Raw genomic sequence first — 590 nt, 5'->3', positions numbered from 1 at the left:
CATCACCGTCCAGTCGGTCGCCGCGGGTGAACATGGTGAGCAGCTTGTGGGCCACCGCCAGGGCTGCGGTGGCCCCGTCACCGTCGGAGACGTAGCCCACCAGCTCGGGACGCGCACCGATCCCACCCAGGCGTCCGATGACGCCCAGGGTCGGGGAGGTGCCGCCGACCGTGCGTCCGGACAGGCCGGGGACGCGCACGGTCACGAAGTCCGTGTGTCCCTTCGCCCCCGTCACCCGCTCCCAGGTGACCTCGGGGCGCGGCTGCGGAGCCGCGGGATCGAAGAGGGCCTCCAGGAGCGCGACGGTTGAGGGTCCGTCGGCTGCGGGGGAGTCGAGGTGGTCGAGGATCGTGAGCACCTGGGAGAGCATGGAGGGAGGGTCCTTTCAGAAAGCGGTGACGGGGCGGAACGCGACGGCCTCAGGCCACACCGACGTAGCGCAATGTCGTGAGGGCATAGGTCTTGGCGGCCAGGACGATGTCCTCGACCCGCACGCGCTCGTCGAAGCCGTGGATCGTTGCCAGCTCGGCCGGTCCGTACTGGAGGACCGGGATGCCGTGGCTGCGGAACGTCCGCGCGTCCGAGGACGC

1 protein-coding gene is annotated in these 590 nt (G+C 70.8%); it reads right to left on the bottom strand.

What is annotated here, in order from left to right; translation table 11 throughout:
* Nucleotides 1-370, bottom strand: a 370-nt coding sequence (locus FK530_RS24995; protein WP_146489487.1) for a DUF1177 family protein, incomplete at its 3' end; no start/stop codon positions are given.
* Nucleotides 371-590: the final 220 nt, after the last annotated feature.

Source organism: Tsukamurella conjunctivitidis (assembly GCF_007858475.1).
In the GTDB taxonomy this organism is placed as follows: domain Bacteria; phylum Actinomycetota; class Actinomycetes; order Mycobacteriales; family Mycobacteriaceae; genus Tsukamurella; species Tsukamurella conjunctivitidis.
Note: the sequence above shows the minus strand (reverse complement) of the source record. Positions and strands in the feature narration are given on the sequence as shown.